Raw genomic sequence first — 14,716 nt, forward strand, 5'->3', positions numbered from 1 at the left:
CACGTGACCTGCGCGTTCGTCCAGTTCCCCGGCCGCGGACCGGGGGCGTCCGGCGGTGGCGCGGTCGTCCGCGGGGTCAGCGGCGCCGGACCACCACGACGTCGCGCACGGTGTGACCCAGGTCGAGCCCGCGCCGCTCGAACTTCGTGACCGGCCGGTGCGCGGGCCGCGGCGCGAAGCCGCCGGCGGGGTTCTCGAGCCCGGGGTCGGCCGAGAGCACGTCGAGCATCGCGTGCGCGTACTCCTCCCAGTCCGTCGCGCAGTGCAGCGTGCCGCCCGGGCGCAGGCGTGAGCGCAGCAGCGCGACGTGCTCCGGCTGGATGATGCGCCGCTTGTGGTGCCGGGCCTTGGGCCACGGGTCGGGGAAGAAGACGTGCACCGCGTCGAGCGAGTCCGGCCCGATGCGGTGGCGCACGAGCTCGAGCGCGTCGCCGTGCGCGACCCGGACGTTCGTGAGCCCGGCCTGCTCGACGAGACCCAGCAGGTTCGCGAGCCCGGGCAGGTGCGCCTCGACGGCGAGGTAGTCGCGGTCCGGGTCGGCGGCGGCCATCGCGGCGGTGGTCTCGCCCATCCCGGAGCCGATCTCGAGGACCATCGGGGCTGACCGGCCGAACAGGGTGGCGGTGTCGAGCAGACCGTCCGCGTCGAGGGGCATGGGGCCGTGCGCGTCGTCGTGCACCGAGAAGCCCAGCACGGGCCAGAGCCGCGCGAGCGCGTCCTCGCGTGCGACGCCCAGCGGGGCCCGGCGCGGGTGGAAGGTGCGCACGGGGGAGTGCGGGGTGGCGGCGACGTGCCGGAAGCCCTGCGACGGTTGACCCACCGGGCCAGGGTACGAGCCGCGGGGCACGGGACCGGATTCGCGCGGGTGTCCGGGTGCCGGTGACCGCGTCGGCGGGGACCGCGTCACCGGGCTCGCGCGGGGTGTCCGGGCGCCGGTGACCGCGTCGGCACGGACGCGTCACCCGCCAGCCGGCGGCTCAGTCGTCGTCGGAGCCCGAACCGGAGCCCGAGCCGTCGTCCCCGTCGTCGTGCCGCTGCGGGGTCCCGTCCGCCGCGCAGGCCGCGCGCACGGACGTGCGGTCGTCGCCGCTGCGGAGCTCGACCTCGACCTCCTCGGGGCCCGCGCGCTTCACCTCGACGGCCCAGCCGTCCGCGGGGGTCGCGTACTGGAGCTCGATGACGGTGCCGCGGCAGGCCGCTCCCACGCTCCCGCCCTCGACGTCCCAGGCACGCGCGACGACGGCCGCCTCGGTCACCGGGGGAGCGGCGGTCGGCGTCGCGGGCGGCGTCGGCGTCGGGGTCGCCGTGGCGGGCGGCGAGGGCGTCGGGAGGGCGGCGATCCGGCGGGCGACCTCCGCCTCGCTGAGCACCGAGCCGCTCCCCGAGCCGCTCCCCGGGCCGCCGACGGCGCTGACCGCCCAGCCCGTCACCGACCCGGCGACGAGCACTGCGGCGAGCCACGCGGCGGCGACGGCGAGCCTGCGTCGGGCCGTCGTCCCGGCGGTCCGCGCCGCCGGGGTGCCGCCGCTCTCGTCCATGCCTGCATGGTGCCCCACCGCCGGGCGGCGCCAGGACAAGGCGTGGTTAAGGGGAGCGCAAGGCTCGGCCGCCCGGGCGACGCGAGGCTCCCCGAGCGCCGGTCATGGCCTACCGTCCCTGGTGTGGCTGACGTGCTGATCGTCGAGGACGACGCGACGATCCGGACCGCGCTCGTCCGGGCGCTCGGCGCGCGCGAGCACTCGACGATGACCGCGCCGACCGCGCTCGCGGGGCTGCAGAGCATCGTCAGCCACCGCCCCGACGTCGTGCTGCTCGACCTCGGGCTGCCCGACCTCGACGGTGCGACGCTGCTCCCGATGATCCGCTCGGTGAGCGACGTCCCCGTCATCGTCGTGAGCGCGCGCGACGACGGCCGCGACATCGTGGCGCTGCTCGACGCGGGTGCCGACGACTACCTCGTCAAGCCGTTCGCCGTCGAGCAGCTCGACGCGCGCATCCGCGCGGTGCTGCGGCGCGCGGAGCCCGAGCGACCACCCGCGGCCGTCGCCGTCGGGGGGCTCGTGATCGACGCCCGGGCGCGCACCGCGGTGCTCGACGGGATCACGCTCGAGCTGAGCCCCAAGGAGTTCGACCTGCTGCTGTACCTCGCGGAGCGCGCCGGCGAGGTCGTGAGCAAGCGGGAGCTGCTCGCGAAGGTGTGGAACCAGCCGTACGGCGGCGCCGACAAGACCGTCGACGTGCACCTGCACTGGCTGCGCAAGAAGCTCGGCGAGACCGCGGAGCACCCCCGGTACGTGCACCGGGTGCGCGGGGTGGGCGTCAAGGTCGCCCCGCCGCCGTGAGGCCACTCCTCGTCCGGTACGGGCTCGCGATGACGTCGGTCGTGCTCGTCGCGTTCCTCGTCCCGCTCGCCGTCCTCGCGCGCGGGCTCGCGGAGCAGCGGGCGCTCGAGCAGGGCCGGGCCGACGCGCAGCGCGTCGCGGTCTTCGCGGCCGGCGCGACGCAGGACGACGCCCGGCTCGAAGCGGCGGTGCTCGCGAACGACACCGGCGCGCACCCGACCACGGTGTTCCGCCCCGACGGCACGTCGCTGGGCGACCCGAGGCCCCGCACCGCGGCCGTCGACCTCGCCGCGTCCGGGCAGGCGTTCACGGCCCGGGTCGGCGGCGGCGTCGACGTGCTGCTCCCCGTCGCGGGGGCGGATGGGACGACGGTCGTGCGGACCCACGTGCCCGAGGAGGAGCTCCGGGCCGGCGTCACGGAGGCGTGGCTCGTGCTCGCCGGGGTCGGGGTCGTGCTCCTCGGCGGGACGGCGCTCGCGGGCGACCGGCTCGCCCGGCGCGTCTCGCGCTCGGTGCACGAGCTCTCCGGCGTGGCCCAGCGGCTCGGCGGCGGGGACCTCGAGGCCCGCGTCGAGCCGTCCGGGCCGCCCGAGGTGGCCGCCGTCGGGCGCGTGCTCAACGGGCTCGGAGCCCGGGTCGCGGACCTGCTCGCGGCCGAGCGGGAGCTCGTCGCGGACCTCTCGCACCGGCTCCGGACCCCCGTCACGGCGCTCCGGCTCGACGTCGACCTGCTGCCCGACCCACGCGAGCGCGCACGCCTGACCGCGCACGTCGACCACCTCGTGGAGGCGGTCGACGACCTGGTCCGCACCGCACGCGAGCCCGTCGCCCCCCGGTCCGGGGCGCGCTGCGACGCCGCCCACGTGGTGCGCGAGCGCGCCCGGTTCTGGGCGGTGCTCGCAGAGGCCCAGAGCCGACCCCTCACGGTCGACGTGCCCGACGCGGTGCTCGACGTCGGCGTGGCCGCGACGGACCTCGGCGCCGCGCTCGACGTGCTCGTCGACAACGTCCTGACGCACACCCCGGAGCGGACCCCGCTCGCGCTCGCCGTGCAGCCGGGGGCCCTCGTGCGGGTCGTCGTCGAGGACGCCGGGCCGGGCCTGGGCCCGGGGGACGTCGAGCGCGGGCGCAGCGGCGCCGGGTCGACGGGCCTCGGGCTCGACGTCGCGCGGCGCACCGCGGAGCAGGCGGGCGGCCGCCTCGTCGTCGACCGCGGGGCGCTCGGCGGGGCCCGCGTGACGCTCGAGCTGCCCCCGGCCTGACGCGCGCCGGGCCGGCGGTCGCCGCCTTAACCGCACCTTGTCCTGGCCTTGCCGCCGCACTCACCGGCACGGCGCGACCGTGAGGTCGACGCGGAGGCACCGCGTCGACCGACCCCCGGAGGACCGACATGCGCTGGACCCGACGCTCGACCCTGACCCTCACCGCTGCTGCCGCCCTCGTCGGCGTGGGCGCCGTCGCGTTCGCGCAGGCGTCCGCCCCCGCCGACGGCGTGACGTCCGTGCCGCGCACCGTCGACGTCTCCCCCTCGCCGACGAGCAGCCCCGACGACCGCGGGGGCGACGACCGCCGCGGGGGCGACGACCGCGGGGACGACGACCGGCGCGGGAGTGACGACGACGCGACCCCCGGTCCGACCGCGACGCCGACGGTCTCGCCGTCCGCGGTGCCGAGCGCCAGCCCGTCCCCGAGCTCGAGCCCGTCCTCGACGCCGGGCGCGTCCTCGACCCCGGGCGCCGACGACAGCGACGGCCGGGTCGGTGGGGGGCACGGCTCGGACGACCTCGGCTGGGACGACAGCGACGGCCGGGTCGGTGGCGGGCACGGCTCCGACGACCGCGGGAGCGACTCGGGCGACGACCGCCGGGACGACCGCGGCTCGGACGACGACCACGACGACGACTCGCGCGGGCGCGGCTCCGACGACCGAGGCTCCGACGACCGCGGCTCGGACGACTGACCGGGCCGAGGGCACGGCTGCGGTGGGTGGCCGGTTGGTGCGACCGAGCGGCCACCCACGCCTGGGACGTCAGGGCGCCGCGGGGATCTCCGCGAGCAGCGCGAACGTCTCGCCGAACGGGCCCCGCACCACGGCGATGCGCCCGTAGGGGCTGTCCTCGGGTGCGCTGAGCACCGTCCCGCCGAGGCTCGTCGCGAGCGTCGCGGCGGCGTCGCAGTCGCGCACCCCGAAGTACGTGGTCCAGGTCGGGCGCACGTCGCCCGTCGGGCTCGGCATGCTCTCGCCGTACTCGCCGACGCCCGCGACCTCGCGGTCGCCGAGCTTGAGGCTCGCGTACACGAAGCCGGGCCCGCTCATGTCGACGAGCTGGTAGTCGAACAGCGCGGTGTAGAAGCCGCGGGCCGTCGCGGCGTCGGTGCCCATGTGCTCGCTCCACACGACCGAGCCCGGGTCCCCGACCACGTCGAAGCCGGTGTGCGACCCCGCCTGCCACAGCCCGACGACCGCGCCGGTCGGGTCGGCCAGCACCGCCATCGAGCCGAAGCCCATGACCGTCATCGGCGGCATCAGCAGCGTCCCGCCGGCGTCGGCCGCGCGCGCCGCGGCGCCCTCGATGTCGGAGGTCGCGAGGTACGTCGTCCAGGCCGGCGGCGGTGCCTCGCTGCCCGGCATGGGTGTGCCGATCCCCGCGGCGGCGTGCCCGTCGAGCGTCGCGGTCGTGTAGTAGCCGGTCTCGGGGGAGCCCTCGTCGAACTCCCACCCGAGCAGCGGGCCGTAGAACGCCCGTGCGGCGTGCCGGTCGGGCACCATCAGGTCCGCCCAGCCGGGCGTGCCGTCGGGCCAGGGCTCCTCGTGGATCATCGCGTGCTCCTCGGTCGGGTGGGCGGCTGCTCGTCGCCATCCCACACCCGCGCACCCACGCGCCACAGGGCCGCCGGTGCGTCCGGCACGATCGGGCGCCCTCCCGGGGCCGGGCCACGCGGTCGACCGCGACCGGCCGCGTCGGGTGGCGGCGGCCCGGAACGTGCTCGCCCCCGCCACATCGGTCGTGCCCGCCCCCCGGGTACGACGGAGGGCGAGCACGACCGACGTGCCCGCCCTTCGCCCCGCTGCACGCCCCCGACGTGCTCGGCCGCCGCCGGGCGACCCCCCCGGCTCACCCGGCGGCAACCGGCGGTACCCCTGGTCCTCGTGCGGTGCGGGCGGTGGGCCCGGTGCGCGGTCGAGAGGCCGCACGGCCCCGGGACGCCGTTGTCCCAGGGCCTGCAGCCGGCCCCCAGGGCAGGGCCGGTACGTGTCCGGTTGGATGGGCCGGACACGGCACGGGAGCTCAGGCGGCAGTGCGCCCGAGACCCCGGAACTCCCAGCCGGCGGCACGCCACTCGGCGGGGTCGAGCTTGCCGCGCGCGTCGATGATGCGCGGGGACGTCGCGACCTTGGCCAGCGCGGCCGGGTCGAGGGTCGTGAACTGCTTCCACTCCGTGAGCATGAGCACCACGTCGGTGCCCTCGACGGCCTCCTCGGCCGACGTCGCGTAGGAGAGGGTCGGGAAGCTCGCACGCGCCGTGTCGCCCGCCTCGGGGTCGAACACGGTGACCTGCGCGCCGCGCAGGTGCAGCGCGGCGGCCACGTTGAGCGCCGGCGAGTCGCGCACGTCGTCGGTCAGCGGCTTGAAGGCCGCGCCGAGGACGCAGATGCGCCGGTTGAGCACGGAGCCGCCGAGCGCCTCCATCGCCATGTCGATGACGCGCTCGCGCTGGCCCATGTTGATCTCGTCGACCTGCTGGAGCAGCGCCGCGGCACGGTAGGCACCGAGCTCGTTCGAGCGGTGCATGAGCGCACGGATGTCCTTGGGCAGGCAGCCGCCACCGAAGCCGAGACCGGCGTCGAGGAACTGGCGGCCGATGCGGACGTCGTGGCCCAGCGCGTCGGCGAGGACCGTCACGTCGGCGCCCGCGGCCTCGCACACACCGGCGATCGCGTTGATGAACGAGATCTTCGTCGCGAGGAACGCGTTCGCGGAGACCTTGACGAGCTCGGCCGTCGGGAGGTCCGTCACGACGACGGGCGTGCCCTCGGCGATCGGGCCCGCGTAGACCTCACGCATGATCGCCTCGGTGCGGGCGTTCGTGCCGCCGAGGACGATGCGGTCGGGGTGCAGCGTGTCGTCGACGGCCTTGCCCTCGCGCAGGAACTCGGGGTTCCAGAGGAGGTCGACCTCGACGCCCTCGGGCGCCAGGCCGGCGACGAGCTCACGGAGCCGCGCCGCGGTGCCGACCGGGACGGTCGACTTGCCGACGATGACGGCGTTCTTCGTGAGGTTCTTCGCGACGGTCGACGTGGCGGACTCGACGTAGCCGAGGTTCGCCGCGTGGCTCGTCTTCATCTGGGGCGTGCCGACGCAGATGAAGTGCACGTCGCCCCAGCGCGCGGCCTCCTCGAGGTCCGTCGAGAACGTCAGGCGGCCGGTCGCGAGCTGCTTCTCGAGCAGCTCGGGCAGTCCGGGCTCGAAGAACGGGACCTTGCCCGCGGCGAGCGCGGCGACCTTGGACGCGTCGGTGTCGACGCCCATGACCTCGAAGCCGAGCTCGGCCATCGAGACGGCGTGCGTCGCGCCGAGGTAGCCGGTGCCGTAGACCGAGATCTTCAGGCCTGCGGGGACGGTGGTGTCGGCCGCGACGGCGGCGACGGTGGTGGCGGTGGTCTTGCTCACGGGTTCTCCTCGGGTGCGGTGCTGGCGGTGGCCGACGGGGCCGGTGACGCGCTGGGCGTCGAGACGGGTGCTGCGGGTCGTGCTGCCGCCCGGGCGGCGTCGAGCGGCGTGGAGCCCTCGACGAACCGGGCCAACGGGTTCGTGGTGCCGGCGGTGAACGCCTCGGTCGAGGCGCGGCGGGAGTCGATCCGCCAGTCGTTCGTGACGAGCTCGCCCCGGACCGTCGAGGTCACCGTGAGGTTGAACCACGCGAGGCCGACCACGTCGTCGTTCTCCGGCAGCGTGAGCGCCTGGAACAGCGAGGCGATCCACTGCGGCTTGGTGCCGCCGACCTCCGACGCGCCGATCTCGGCGAGCAGGATCGGCTTGTCGGCGATCGCGCGGAGCCGGTCGAGCGAGCGACCGAACGTGTAGGCGAACGTCGAGTCGTTGCCCGCGCGGTACGGCGGGCGGTTGTAGCCGGACAGCCCGACCCAGTCGACGTACTCGTCGCCCGGGTACAGGCCCTCGAGCACGCCGGGCGCCTGGAGCGACGCGGGCAGGTTGTTGACGATGTTGGGCGCCCAGATCCAGACGACGAGGTCGCCGGCGCCCTCCTGCTCGAAGATGTCGTGCACGTGGCGCCACATGGCTGCGTAGTCCCCGACCCGGTTGCCGTTGATCGGCTCCCCCGTCTGGGTCCGCTCGGACCACGGGTACCAGTCGCCGTTCATCTCGTGGTCGAGCCGGATGCCGAGCGGCAGGCCGAGCGCGGCCACGTCCCGGGCGTACTGGCGCAGGTAGGCGTCGTACGCGCCGGGGACACCGGCCCCGGGGTCACCGAGGACGACCGGCAGCGAGTACGCGGGCTGGTCGAGCTCGTCGTTCGGGGCGTCGCTCGGGTGCGACTCCCACGTGAGCAGCGGCATGAGCCCCCGGTCCCACGCCTTGGTGACGGCGTCGCCACGGAACGGCTTGTCCCACCCGCTGAACCACCCGACCGTCGTCGGCGTGATGCCGGCCTTCGCCGCGACGTCGTCGAACGTCGCGAAGCTGAACGGCGCCTGCGCGGTGTACAGGCCGAGCTGCCGCCTCGTCGGGTTGACGAGCGCGGCCTTGCTCGGCGCGGTCGGCCGCGTGGTGACCGGCGCCGCCGGACCGGCGGGCTGCGTCGGGTTCTTCGCGTTCGCGGGCCCGGTGCCGGGCCCGCGGGACGACGCCGTCGTGCTCGACGAGCCCCCGGCCGAGCCGGAGCGGGCGGCGGACCCACCGGTGGACGACCCCGTGCCGGCGGCCGCCCTCCGCTCGGTGTCCGCCCCCTGCGCGGCCGCCGACTCCTGCTCGCCCTTGAGGCGGGCCGCCTGCTCCTTGCCGAGCGTCTCGCGCAGTCCCTGGGACTGCGCGCGGCTCTCCGCGAGGTCCTCGCGTGCCGCCGCGAGCTCCCGGGCCAGGGGACGCTCCTCCGCGGAGGGCGTCGCCATGGCCGCGGCCTCGACGGGACGGCCGGTGGCCGACACGTCGGGGGAGTTCCACACCGTCAGCGTGACCACGGCGAGCGCGGCGACCACGGCGACGGTCAGGAACCGCCCCCGGACGGTCAGGCGACCCATCGTGGGAGCCCACCAGGCGCGGCCGAGGGCCGCGGCGGACTCGCTGAGGGAGCGGCGGTCAGACATAGAGGAGCGACTCCAGGGCGAGGATCCCGACCGCGATGACGTAGGGGATGCCGGCCTTCGGGTTGAGGTGACGACGGCGCGAGCGCTGCGCCGGGGCGGCCGACGCGGTGCGCACGGTCCGCTCGCGGACGGCGACGGCGGCACCCGTGCGGGTGTCGACGACGTCGGCGGGCGCGGAGCCGTACAGCGCGTCGAGCTCACGCATGAGCTCGTCGGACATCGGCTCGATCGGCTCGGTCGTGCCCTGCGGCGCGAGGCGGCGGGCCGCCGGTGCCGGGGCCGCGGCGGGCGCTGCGGTGCCGCTCGTCAGGTTCTCCGCGGAGTCGACCTCGCTCTCGCCGCCGGCGTAGGCACCGGCACGCGTGCCCCACCCCGAGGCGTGCGCCATGCGCAGGAAGCCCAGGAGGCGGATCGGCATGAGGAAGAACGTCGAGACGATGATGAAGACGGGCAGGCGGAAGAAGTCCCCGGGGACCTCCTGCAGGTGGCGGATCTGGCGGATCGCCATCGACAGGACCGACGAGACGATCATGAGGCTCACGACCCAGGCCCAGCCCGCGGTCTGCCCGTACGTCTCGAGGATCGCCTGGTAGAGGTTCACGCCGGTGCCGGTGAGCGAGCGGTAGAGCCAGCCGCCGAGCGTCCCGAGGAGCAGGAACGGCAGGATGATGTCGGCGAGGAAGAACATCGCGAGGACCGGGGCGTGCCCGAGCATCCAGGGCAGCATGCGCAGGGTGTTGTACTGGCTGCCGCGGGCCCAGCGGAGCTGCTGCTTGAAGAGCTTCTTCACCTGCAGCGGGGCGTCGGTGTAGACGAGGCTCGTGTGCTGGTACACGGTGCGGTAGCCGGCCTTGAGCGTGAGGTTCGTGAGCGTCCGGTCGTCGGAGACCTCGAGGAACACGCCCATGAACTTCTGGGTCATGAAGTCGTCCATGACCTTCATCAGGATGTCGCGGCGGAACGCGATCGTGCGGCCCGGGAGGCAGCCGACCTGGCCGAGCACCGACTGCGCGGGCATCGAGTACAGCGAGCGCGAGTTCTCGAGCCAGTCCGCCCAGCGGGTGATCCAGGAGCGCTCGGGCTCGAGGATGCGCTGGCGCGTGGTGACGCCGCCGACGCGCAGGTCGGCGAACGGCTTGACGAGCTCGCCGAGCGCGCCGGGCGTCCAGATCGTGTCGGAGTCGAGCAGCACGGTGATCTCGTACCGCGACATCTCGGTGCCGATCTTGACGGCGTTGCGCTTGCCGGGGATCGGGGTGTGCACCCAGCGCACGAGCGGCGCGAACTCGTCGCACACGGCCTGCAGGTCGGGGTTCGGCTTGCCGTTGATGACGACGATGACCTCGTCGGGGTTCTGCTCCGTGACGCGGGTCAGCACGTCCCGGAAGAGGTCGAGCGGCTCGTCGACGACGGGCACGATGACGCTCGTGCGGGCGTGGTGCTCCGCGGTGAACGGGCGGTAGCGCCGCGAGAGCACCACCTTGGCGACCCAGAGGAGCCACACGAGGGCGGAGAACACCGAGAACAGGTAGATCTCGGCGTGGTCCACCCACATGTGACGCAGCTGGAGAAGGAAGATGAACATCGAGGTCCTCAGGTGTCGGCGATGTGCGGGCGCGGCGGCGCCCGCCCGCGAGGGGCGATCAGCGGTGGACGGCGCAGCCGTCGAGGAGACACGCGAGGGTGTGGGTGGGCGCGCTCGCCCCGGCGCCGACCGGGGGCTCCCGGACTGCGACCAGCCCCCTGTGGCTTCGGCACTCGCCGCTCGGTCCCCCGAACGGCTGAAACCAACGGTCACCCGGACGGAGGTGAAAAAGCAACCCTGTGGAAGGTGATTCTCAGGGCTCTGTGACGGAAGCCACTAAAACATTGCGAGGGTCCTCCGACAATGTCCGATTGACACGATTCCACGAATGCCCGAATTGCGCGTCGGGAGTCATCCGCGAGCGTGTCGTGGAGTCATTGCTGGACGCTCGTCCGGGTTTCACCCGGGCGCTGGGGCCGGCTTCGTGCTAGAGCGTGCGCGCCGGCCCGAGGCGCGCGTCGAGGAACGCCAGGACCTCGGTGAGGTAGCGCCCGCGCGCCGGCTCGGGGGACAGTGCGAGGTCGTGCGCGCCGCCCGGCACCGCGACGTACGCGACGTCCGGTCCGAGCCGCGACGCGAGGCCTGCGATGTGCGCGACGTCGAGCACGCTGTCGGTCGTGAGGAGCTGCTCGTGCCAGCGGTCCTTCGGCCCCGTGGCGTCGGACGACAGGACGAGCACGGGGCAGGGGACCTCGAGCCCCTGCGCGACCCGCCGGTGCGCCCGCCGCACCGTGCGCACCCACCCCGCGCGCGCCGGGAACCCGCGGTGCGGCTTCCAGGTCAGGTCGAACTCCCACTCGCCGCCGGTCGCGGTGTGCAGCGCGGTCCCGTAGTGCTCGCCGATCCGCCCGACGACGAGCCGGGGGGCGGGGCGGCCGACGACGTCGATCGCGCGCGTGAGCACCGTGCGCTCGAACCGCGTCCCGCGCAGGTCGAGGTACGGGCTGTTGAGCACGAGCGCGTCCACCGGGCAGGCCGCGCGGCGCGCGTGCGCCCACAGGGACGCGATCAGCCCGCCCGTCGAGTGCCCGAGGAGCACGACCTGGTCGTGGTCCTGGCGCAGCACCGTGACCGCCGCGTCGAGCTCCTCCGCGTACGTCGCGAGCTCGGTCACGTAGTTGGGCTCCTGCCACGGCCGCAGCGACCGGCCGTAACCGCGCAGGTCGAGCGCGTAGAAGTCCTCGCCGTGCGCCGCGAAGGCGTCCCCGACGTGCGCCTGGAAGAAGTAGTCGACGAACCCGTGGACGTACAGGACCGCGCGGCTCGACGTCGGCGCCGGGCCGTCGCCGACGGGGTCGACCTCGCGGTGCACGAGCGTCGCGACGGCCTCGCCCTGCGCGTCGGGGCGCAGGTGGATCGTGCGCGCGGTCCAGCCGGCGCCGAGCACGTCCGGGACGGGATCGCCGATCGCGACCGGGGGTCGGCCGTGGCCGGGCACCCCGGAGCGCTCGGCAGGGCCGGCGGTGACGGGCGCGGGTGTGGCGGCGGTGGTCTGCGCGTCGTCGGGCATGCGCCGATCGTCGCACGCGAGCCCGCGCGCGTCCGGCCACCGGAGGGTGACTGCGGCGCGACGGGCCTCGGGGGCGGGTCGCCGCGGCCGGGCACGCCGCGGGCGACGAGGTCCCCGGGCGCTTCGCCGCCGTCGCGACGGCATCCACCGGGTCGGCCGCGGTGGAGGTCGCGGGTCAGACTTGAGCGGAATAGGCTCAACTCTGGACGGGTTGCGTGTCGCAGAAGCCCTGCGCGGCAGCGGCCCGGCCGCACCGACGAGCCCAGACCCGCCGCAGCACCGCAGCACGACCCCGGAGGCACCACGTGGACGCCAAGCTCACGACCAAGTCCCAGGAGGCCCTCGGCGACGCCATCCAGCAGGCGTCCGCCGCCGGCAACCCCCAGCTCGAGCCCGCGCACCTGCTGAACGCGCTGCTCGCCCAGCAGGGCGGAGTCGCGAACGCCCTGCTCGACGCGGTCGGCGCCGACCGGGGTGCGCTCGGCCGCTCGGTGCGCGCGACGCTCGTCGGCCTGCCCGCCGCGAGCGGCTCGGCCGTCGCGCAGCCCACCGCCTCGCGCGCGACCGCCGCCGCGATCGACGCCGCGTCCTCGGAGGCCCGCGCGCTCGGGGACGACTACGTCTCGACCGAGCACCTCCTGCTCGGCCTCGCCGCCGGCCGGTCCGGCGTCGCCGACGCGCTGCGCGCCCAGGGGGCCTCGCGTGACGCCCTGGCGGCCGCGCTGCCGACCGTGCGGGGCACCGGGCGCGTGACCAGCCCCAACCCCGAGGGCACCTTCAAGTCGCTCGAGCAGTACGGCGTCGACCTCACCGCCGCCGCCCGCGACGGCAAGCTCGACCCCGTGATCGGCCGCGACTCCGAGATCCGGCGCGTCGTGCAGGTGCTCTCGCGCCGCACCAAGAACAACCCCGTGCTGATCGGCGAGCCCGGCGTCGGCAAGACCGCCGTCGTCGAGGGTCTCGCGCAGCGCATCGTCGCGGGTGACGTCCCCGAGTCCCTGCGCGGCAAGCGCCTCGTCTCGCTCGACCTCGCGGCGATGGTCGCGGGCGCGAAGTACCGCGGCGAGTTCGAGGAGCGGCTCAAGGCCGTCCTGGAGGAGATCAAGTCCTCCGAGGGCGAGGTCGTCACGTTCATCGACGAGCTGCACACCGTCGTCGGCGCCGGTGCGTCCGAGGGCAGCATGGACGCCGGCAACATGCTCAAGCCCATGCTCGCGCGCGGCGAGCTGCGGCTCGTGGGCGCGACGACGCTCGACGAGTACCGCGAGCGCATCGAGAAGGACCCGGCGCTCGAGCGGCGGTTCCAGCAGGTGTTCGTCGGCGAGCCCACCGTCGAGGACTCGATCGCGATCCTGCGCGGCCTCAAGGAGCGCTACGAGGCGCACCACAAGGTCACGATCTCGGACGCCGCGCTCGTCGCCGCCGCGACGCTCTCCGACCGCTACATCGCGGGCCGCCAGCTCCCCGACAAGGCCATCGACCTCGTCGACGAGGCCGCGAGCCGCCTGCGCATGGAGCTCGACTCCTCACCCGTCGAGATCGACGTGCTCCAGCGCGCGGTCGACCGGCTCACGATGGAGGAGCTGACGCTGACCGGGGCGGGAGGCGCCCCCGAGGACGCCGCGAGCGTCGAGCGGCTCGAGAAGATCCGCGCCGACCTCGCCGACCGCCGTGAGGAGCTCGCGTCGCTCACCGCGCGCTGGGAGAAGGAGAAGGCCGGGCACAACCTCGTCGGCGACCTCAAGGCGAGGCTCGACGAGCTGCGCAGCGCCGCCGACAAGGCCCAGCGCGAGGGCGACCTCGCGACGGCCGGCCGCCTCCTCTACGGCGAGATCCCCACCGTCGAGAAGGAGATCGCGGCGGCCGAGGAGCGCGAGCAGCAGGCCACGCTCGGCGCCGACGGGGACGGGCTCGCCGGACCTGCGCCGGCCCCGATGATCGCCGACAAGGTCGGCCCGGACGAGGTCGCCGAGGTGGTCTCGGCGTGGACGGGCATCCCCGCCGGGCGGCTGCTCGAGGGCGAGAGCGCCAAGCTCCTGCGCATGGAGGACGTCATCGGCGAGCGGCTCATCGGGCAGCGCCCCGCCGTCGCCGCCGTGTCCGACGCCGTGCGCCGCGCCCGCGCCGGGATCTCCGACCCGGACCGCCCGACGGGCTCGTTCCTGTTCCTCGGACCCACGGGCGTCGGCAAGACCGAGCTCGCGAAGGCGCTCGCGGACTTCCTGTTCGACGACGAGCGCGCGATCGTGCGCATCGACATGTCGGAGTACTCGGAGAAGCACGCGGTCGCGCGGCTCGTCGGCGCCCCGCCCGGGTACGTCGGCTACGAGGAGGGCGGCCAGCTCACCGAGGCGGTGCGGCGTCGGCCCTACTCGGTCGTGCTGCTCGACGAGGTCGAGAAGGCGCACCCCGAGGCGTTCGACATCCTGCTCCAGGTGCTCGACGACGGCCGCCTCACCGACGGTCAGGGGCGCACGGTCGACTTCCGCAACGTCATCCTCGTGCTCACGTCGAACCTCGGCTCGCAGTTCCTCGTCGACCCGCTGCTCGACCCGGACGCCAAGCGCGACGCCGTGATGAGCGCCGTGCGGTCCGCGTTCAAGCCGGAGTTCCTCAACCGGCTCGACGACGTCGTGCTGTTCGACCCGCTGACCATCGGCGAGATCGGGCGCATCGTCGAGATCCAGGTCGCCGCGCTGGCCGCCCGGCTCGCCGACCGCCGGCTCGCGCTGGACGTGACGCCCGCGGCGCGCGAGTGGCTCGCGATCGAGGGGTTCGACCCCGCGTACGGCGCCCGGCCGCTGCGGCGGCTCGTGCAGAAGGAGATCGGCGACCGGCTCGCGCGGATGCTGCTCGGCGGCGAGGTGCACGACGGCGACACCGTGGTGGTCGACCGGGCGGGCGACGGCGGGCTCGTCCTGTCCTCGGGCCGGGCGGTGCCGGTCGTCTGA

General features: G+C 74.9%; 11 protein-coding genes. 4 read left to right on the top strand and 7 right to left on the bottom strand.

Features of this window, described 5'->3' with window-relative positions; all coding sequences use genetic code 11:
* Positions 1-76 precede the first annotated feature (76 nt).
* Complete coding sequence (trmB, locus tag ACWFNE_RS13910) at positions 77-820, bottom strand: tRNA (guanosine(46)-N7)-methyltransferase TrmB (protein ID WP_452123020.1); 744 nt, start codon at positions 818-820, stop codon at positions 77-79.
* Positions 821-977: 157 nt separating this feature from the next.
* On the bottom strand, positions 978-1,538 hold the full coding sequence (locus ACWFNE_RS13915; protein WP_452123021.1) for a hypothetical protein: 561 nt from the start codon (positions 1,536-1,538) through the stop codon (positions 978-980).
* A gap of 123 nt (positions 1,539-1,661) precedes the next feature.
* Here ACWFNE_RS13915 and ACWFNE_RS13920 point away from each other — a divergent pair, with 123 nt between their 5' ends.
* From ACWFNE_RS13920 to ACWFNE_RS13930, 3 genes are all read left to right on the top strand, one after another.
* Positions 1,662-2,342, top strand: a complete 681-nt coding sequence (locus tag ACWFNE_RS13920; RefSeq protein WP_452123022.1) for a response regulator transcription factor — start codon at positions 1,662-1,664, stop codon at positions 2,340-2,342.
* On the top strand, positions 2,339-3,604 hold the full coding sequence (locus ACWFNE_RS13925; protein WP_452123023.1) for a HAMP domain-containing sensor histidine kinase: 1,266 nt from the start codon (positions 2,339-2,341) through the stop codon (positions 3,602-3,604). Before ACWFNE_RS13920 ends, ACWFNE_RS13925 begins: the two co-directional genes overlap by 4 nt.
* A 128-nt stretch (positions 3,605-3,732) precedes the next feature.
* Positions 3,733-4,302: a hypothetical protein gene (locus ACWFNE_RS13930; RefSeq protein ID WP_452123024.1), complete on the top strand. Its 570-nt coding sequence runs from the start codon at positions 3,733-3,735 to the stop codon at positions 4,300-4,302.
* Positions 4,303-4,371: 69 nt separating this feature from the next.
* Here ACWFNE_RS13930 and ACWFNE_RS13935 read toward each other — a convergent pair whose 3' ends face one another.
* From ACWFNE_RS13935 to ACWFNE_RS13955, 5 genes are all read right to left on the bottom strand, one after another.
* A complete protein-coding gene (locus ACWFNE_RS13935) occupies positions 4,372-5,163 on the bottom strand; it encodes a VOC family protein (protein ID WP_452123025.1) in 792 nt (263 codons plus the stop codon).
* Between the two features lie 469 nt (positions 5,164-5,632).
* Complete coding sequence (locus ACWFNE_RS13940; protein WP_452123124.1) at positions 5,633-6,952, bottom strand: UDP-glucose dehydrogenase family protein; 1,320 nt, start codon at positions 6,950-6,952, stop codon at positions 5,633-5,635.
* Positions 6,953-7,011: 59 nt separating this feature from the next.
* On the bottom strand, positions 7,012-8,670 hold the full coding sequence (locus ACWFNE_RS13945; RefSeq protein ID WP_452123026.1) for a glycosyl hydrolase: 1,659 nt from the start codon (positions 8,668-8,670) through the stop codon (positions 7,012-7,014).
* Positions 8,663-10,255 carry a glycosyltransferase family 2 protein gene (locus ACWFNE_RS13950; protein ID WP_452123027.1) on the bottom strand — a complete coding sequence of 531 codons (1,593 nt, stop codon included), beginning with the start codon at positions 10,253-10,255 and terminating at the stop codon, positions 8,663-8,665. Before ACWFNE_RS13950 ends, ACWFNE_RS13945 begins: the two co-directional genes overlap by 8 nt.
* Positions 10,256-10,682: 427 nt before the next feature.
* Complete coding sequence (locus ACWFNE_RS13955; protein ID WP_452123028.1) at positions 10,683-11,765, bottom strand: alpha/beta hydrolase; 1,083 nt, start codon at positions 11,763-11,765, stop codon at positions 10,683-10,685.
* 305 nt (positions 11,766-12,070) lie between these two features.
* Here ACWFNE_RS13955 and clpB point away from each other — a divergent pair, with 305 nt between their 5' ends.
* Positions 12,071-14,716, top strand: a complete 2,646-nt coding sequence (clpB, locus tag ACWFNE_RS13960) for an ATP-dependent chaperone ClpB (protein WP_452123029.1) — start codon at positions 12,071-12,073, stop codon at positions 14,714-14,716.

It is taken from the genome of Cellulomonas sp. NPDC055163 (genome assembly GCF_053607065.1).

Bases quoted from the DNA above. Each gene is read 5' to 3' on its own strand.
- ACWFNE_RS13945 (WP_452123026.1), bottom strand. From the start codon at position 8,670: ATGTCTGACCGCCGCTCCCTCAGCGAGTCCGCCGCGGCCCTCGGCCGC.
- ACWFNE_RS13930 (WP_452123024.1), top strand. From the start codon at position 3,733: ATGCGCTGGACCCGACGCTCGACCCTGACCCTCACCGCTGCTGCCGCC.
- ACWFNE_RS13955 (WP_452123028.1), bottom strand. From the start codon at position 11,765: ATGCCCGACGACGCGCAGACCACCGCCGCCACACCCGCGCCCGTCACC.
- ACWFNE_RS13915 (WP_452123021.1), bottom strand. From the start codon at position 1,538: ATGGACGAGAGCGGCGGCACCCCGGCGGCGCGGACCGCCGGGACGACG.
- ACWFNE_RS13935 (WP_452123025.1), bottom strand. From the start codon at position 5,163: ATGATCCACGAGGAGCCCTGGCCCGACGGCACGCCCGGCTGGGCGGAC.
- ACWFNE_RS13950 (WP_452123027.1), bottom strand. From the start codon at position 10,255: ATGTTCATCTTCCTTCTCCAGCTGCGTCACATGTGGGTGGACCACGCC.